This is a genomic window from Desulfomarina sp. (genome assembly GCF_054039375.1).
In genome coordinates this window covers 1-4,440 of sequence record NZ_JBPLBA010000117.1, presented here as the reverse complement: position 1 = coordinate 4,440, position 4,440 = coordinate 1, and the positions used below count along the sequence as shown (strand labels likewise).

General features: G+C 47.8%; 5 protein-coding genes. 2 read left to right on the top strand and 3 right to left on the bottom strand.

Translation table 11 applies throughout. The features are described 5' to 3' along the window. Window positions 1–909, top strand: a 909-nt coding sequence (locus tag ACXLDX_RS06760; RefSeq protein WP_457576430.1) for a hybrid sensor histidine kinase/response regulator, incomplete at its 5' end; no start/stop codon positions are given. A 55-nt stretch (window positions 910–964) separates the two neighbouring features. On the opposite strand, the gene ACXLDX_RS06755 is transcribed toward ACXLDX_RS06760, so the two are convergent. Together ACXLDX_RS06755 and ACXLDX_RS06750 are read right to left on the bottom strand one after the other, a co-directional pair. Next, a complete protein-coding gene (locus ACXLDX_RS06755) occupies window positions 965–1,363 on the bottom strand; it encodes an NINE protein (protein ID WP_457576429.1) in 399 nt (132 codons plus the stop codon). 4 nt (window positions 1,364–1,367) lie between these two features. After that, window positions 1,368–2,402 (bottom strand): glycoside hydrolase family 3 protein, encoded by a 1,035-nt coding sequence (locus ACXLDX_RS06750; protein WP_457576428.1) that lies wholly within the window; start codon window positions 2,400–2,402, stop codon window positions 1,368–1,370. Window positions 2,403–2,745: 343 nt separating this feature from the next. Between ACXLDX_RS06750 and ACXLDX_RS06745 the strand changes: the two genes are divergently transcribed. Next, complete coding sequence (locus ACXLDX_RS06745; RefSeq protein WP_457576427.1) at window positions 2,746–3,759, top strand: GGDEF domain-containing protein; 1,014 nt, start codon at window positions 2,746–2,748, stop codon at window positions 3,757–3,759. Between the two features lie 270 nt (window positions 3,760–4,029). On the opposite strand, the gene ACXLDX_RS06740 is transcribed toward ACXLDX_RS06745, so the two are convergent. Further along, complete coding sequence (locus ACXLDX_RS06740; RefSeq protein ID WP_457576431.1) at window positions 4,030–4,437, bottom strand: pancreas/duodenum homeobox protein 1; 408 nt, start codon at window positions 4,435–4,437, stop codon at window positions 4,030–4,032. Window positions 4,438–4,440: the final 3 nt, after the last annotated feature.

Sequence of the window (4,440 nt, the reverse complement as noted above, 5' to 3'; positions counted from 1 at the left end):
TCCCGTTCGAGCGAGATGAAGGAGAAACTGCTGCATATTCACCCCATCGTCAAAGAGGTGATGAAGTTGATGCGGGTTACCCTGCCCAGCACCATTGTCATTGTCGAGGATGTGAATGAAAACTGTGGACGGCTGCTGGTTGATCCGGTGAAGCTTCACCAGGTGTTGATCAATCTCTGTACAAACTCGGCTCATGCCATGGAAGGAATGCACGGGGTGCTGACTGTTAAACTTGACCAGGCGGAGACGACGAAGGACGGCAGGGAGTGGCTGGAACTCAGTGTTGCGGATACCGGCACCGGCATTGATGAGGAAATTATCGACCGGATTTTCGAACCATACTTCACAACCAAGGAAAAAACCTACGGTACAGGCATGGGGTTGGCCATGGTCCACGGTATCATCAACCGCCAGGGTGGCCATATAAAAGTGGAGAGCGAAAAGGGCAAGGGGACGACTTTTCGTGTCTTTCTGCCGGTGGCAGACAAGGTTGATCCGATCGAGAGGGTGGTGCACACGGGTGAGCTGCCCAGTGGTGCAGGGCGTATCCTGCTGGTTGATGACGACAGCCAGGTCGTTCAGGTTACAGGCGAGATCCTGCGCTCCCTCGGATATACCGTGGTCGGTACGGTTTCCGCCGTGGAAGCGGTGGATATATTTGCCGGAGAACCGGAAAAATTTGACCTCGTTATAACAGATCTGACCATGCCTGAACTGACGGGGCTTGAGGTGAGCGGGAAGATAAAAAAACTTCGTTCGGACATTCCTGTTGTTCTCTTTACCGGTTATTCAGATCAGGTCTCGAAAGACGCGGCCATGGAAGCGGGTGTCAATGAATATTGCATGAAGCCGGTGTCCATGCGAAACCTTTCCGTTGTTGTGGATAAACTCCTTAATCCGTCCGGGTAAAAATGTATAATGTAATAAAATCATGTAGTTGATTTCAGTGTTGCCAATTACGTTGTCACCTGCCGTTGATCAGGCTTATCTGATCATTGAGTGTCCACAGGTCGTAAATATAGCCAAGTCCGAACAATCCTGCCGTACAGAGATAAACCAGGCCACTGATCCATTTGCCCATATACATTCTGTGAATGCCGAAAAGACCGAGGAAAACCAGGAGCAGCCAGGCGATGGAATAGTCTACGTTTCCCCTGATGAAACGGATGTCCGCCTGTTCGTTCATCCCCGGAATAAGAAAGAGATCAACAATCCAGCCGATGAGAAAGAGGCCGAGGGTAAAGAAATAGATTGTACCACTGATCTGTTTGCCGTAGTAAAAACGATGCGCTCCCAGAAAGCCGAAAATCCAGAGCAGGTAGCCAATTACAATTGAGTGGGTCGGTTCCGTCTGTTGGTGCATGGTGTTAGTCCTCTATTCGTTGTTTAAGCGTTCGAACCCGGCTCAGTGCGTCCTCAATTCGTGTTTCCGCCAATTTTCCATCCTCAAGATCCCTTATAATTCTATCTCTTACTTTGGCAAAAATCCGCGGGTCCTGTTCCAGGTTATTGCCGATGATAATCAGGTCGGCCCCGGCACCAATGGCTCTTGAGCAGGCCTCGGCCAGTCCGTAACGGTCGGTGATGGCGCGCATCTGCATATCATCGGTGACAACTGCCCCCCTGAACCCCATTTCACCCTTGAGTTTTCCGCTGATCAGCGGGGCCGAAAGAGTGGCTGGAAGTTGTGAATCCATTCCACGGTGAAAGAGATGGGCCGTCATTATCGCTTCCATAAAGCCAGCCTTGATACATTTGACAAAAGGTTGCAGTTCCACCTCTTTCCAGCTTTCCGTGATATCCACAAAACCCAGGTGTGAGTCATCCTTTGTGCTGCCGTGGCCGGGGAAATGTTTCAGGCAGGAAAGAACAGATTTTTTCCTGTGCTCCTCGATCCAGGCCAGGCAATGGTGGAATACCTTTTCCGGATCGTCCCCGAAACTTCGATCAAAACACCCTATGATCGGATTATCTGCAAAGAGATTGAGATCCGCCACCGGAGCAAGGTTGAAATTAATGCCGAGTCTCTGCAGGCCGTCGGCAATTTTTCTGGCGGCCTGCCGGGTCCGCTCCACTCCATCGTCCTCTGAGAGAATGGCGGCAGCAGGAATATCGGGAAAATCATCCAGTCGAGCCAGTCTGCTGACCCGCCCTCCCTCCTGGTCAACTGCTATCAGCAGGTCGCCTGCCATTTCCCTCAGTTTTCCGGTCAGTTCCTGAACCTGAGCGGTGGATATGATATTATTCGCAGACCGTTTTTTGGCGAGCAGTTTGTCAAAAAGGATTACGCCGCCAAGGTTTTCCTCAATAATATCTTCAGCTATGGGATGAAAAGCCGAGATGGAAGCACCCTCAAAACCGATGATAAAGAGTTGTCCGATTTTGTTTTTTAACGATGTCATTGTTGTTCAGAGCTATTTTTTGAGATCAGTCAATGTGAAGATGGGGCCTGATGGTCGATTTGTCAAAGATTATCCGCTGTTGTCGATGTCAGAATTATGACAGCACACTTTTTTTATTTCTATTTCATTTTTGTTATTAACATGCAGGGATATGATGAAAACTTTTAACATATTGTAATAATGGAGTATTTATAGTTCTTCTCTTATGATGACTGTTTTCTGGCACGAAAACTGCATTAATCAAAAGTGAAAAATGAGGTAAAGATTTCGAACCTCTTGACGATAAGAATATTATTACTGATGAACACTCTAGGTAAAAGTATTTAGTGTAAGGAACACGCTCATGACTCTCTCGACAAAAGAACCTGATTTTACAGCACCCCGCCGGAACCTGGTTGAGATTGAAAAGGTTATGGTTGAGCTGGATTATCTGAAAAGGCAGTCGGAACGACTCGACCTGATCAATCAGCTGCATGGCAGGATGGCCGGAGTGCTCAGCCTGACCGGTATGATTGAAGCCTATTCTGTCTGGTTGATGCCTCTCATCAGTCATGAACTCATTGGCTATAATAACAGTGCACGTAATAAACGTCATCTTTTCTGTTCCGGCCATGGTCCACACAGGCGCAAAACAATTGCCTTTGCCGAAAGACTGATTAACGGTGAAGTCCAGTTCGATAAACCCTATATCAATGAAAACGGTCATTTTGCCTATAAATGGGTTTTCGAGACCATGGAAGACGCGGGAATTTTACTTATCCTCAAAAAAGGAAAAGAGCTGGATGAGGAAGAGATGGATCTGCTCAATCATTCCCTGGAAATTCTTGCAGAATCTCTCCAGCGTGGGCTTGAATATGAAGACCTGTTTGAGCGGGCCAGTAATGACCCTCTGACCGGTTTGTCCAACCGCCGTGTATTTGACGAACGTATTGATGGAATGATGGACAGTGCCAACAGGTACAACAATCCCCTCACCATGATTGCCATGGATCTGGACAGGTTCAAGGAAATCAACGATAATCTCGGTCATCAGGCCGGGGACGAGGTGTTGGTATCCGTGGCCAACGTTCTCAGCAGTGCGGTTCGATCTACGGATCTCCTGGTACGGTTCGGTGGTGATGAATTTGTCCTGGTCCTGGACAATACGGATCTGAAAAGCGCGAGAATCCTGGCGGAACGGCTCTGCATCGCTGTAAACGATCTTAATGTCTGGGCTGATGAAAACACCAGGCTTGGCGTCAGTATCGGTCTTGCGGAACTTAAAAAGGGTGAATCTCTCAAGGAGTGGATGGAACGGGCCGATGATATTCTCTATCACGCAAAGGCCCAGGGTCGCTCCAGGGTCGCAGACGAGTAATTAAAAAGTAACTGATCACAGGGGTTACAACTCTATGATTTTATTACCTCTGAACTGTAATTTCTCACATTTCCCTCCCCCAAAGCAGTAAAACAGAAAAGGGGCCGGATTTTCCGGCCCCTTTTCTGTTTTGGCCTGCGAAACAGGTGTCTGTCGCAGGTGAACAATTGTAATTGGTTACAGGGATAGCAACTCTATGACTTTATTACCTCTGAAGTGAAATTGCAGTTCAGGAGTAATAAGAACATAGAGTATTAACTCTGTGAGCAGTTACTTCAGATCAATAATTATCGGAATAACATGAAGTGAGCTGGAACGCTGTTCGGTATACCCCAGCTTCCAGTCTCCGCAATCCGCTTCATCTCCCAGAAGACTGTCAATTTCCTGGACCAGTTTATTTACACCTATTACCGGGTGGCGCGAAAACACCTGGGGCAATCCCTGGGTGAGGTTGCAGGCCAGGCAGCAGTTGGGGCGTTCATGGAGGAGTAACTCCATTGTCAATTTTTTGTCATCAGCTCCCCGGAAGGCCAGTTCAATGTCATAGGCACCTTCGTTTGCGTCACCAAAAAGGGCGTCAAAAAATTCGTTGGTTCTTTCCTTTGGAAAGAGTTTCAGAAGAGTTTCTTTGGTGAATAAATCTTTGAATCTATCTGTGGGCATAGCTGCTATCTCCATGGG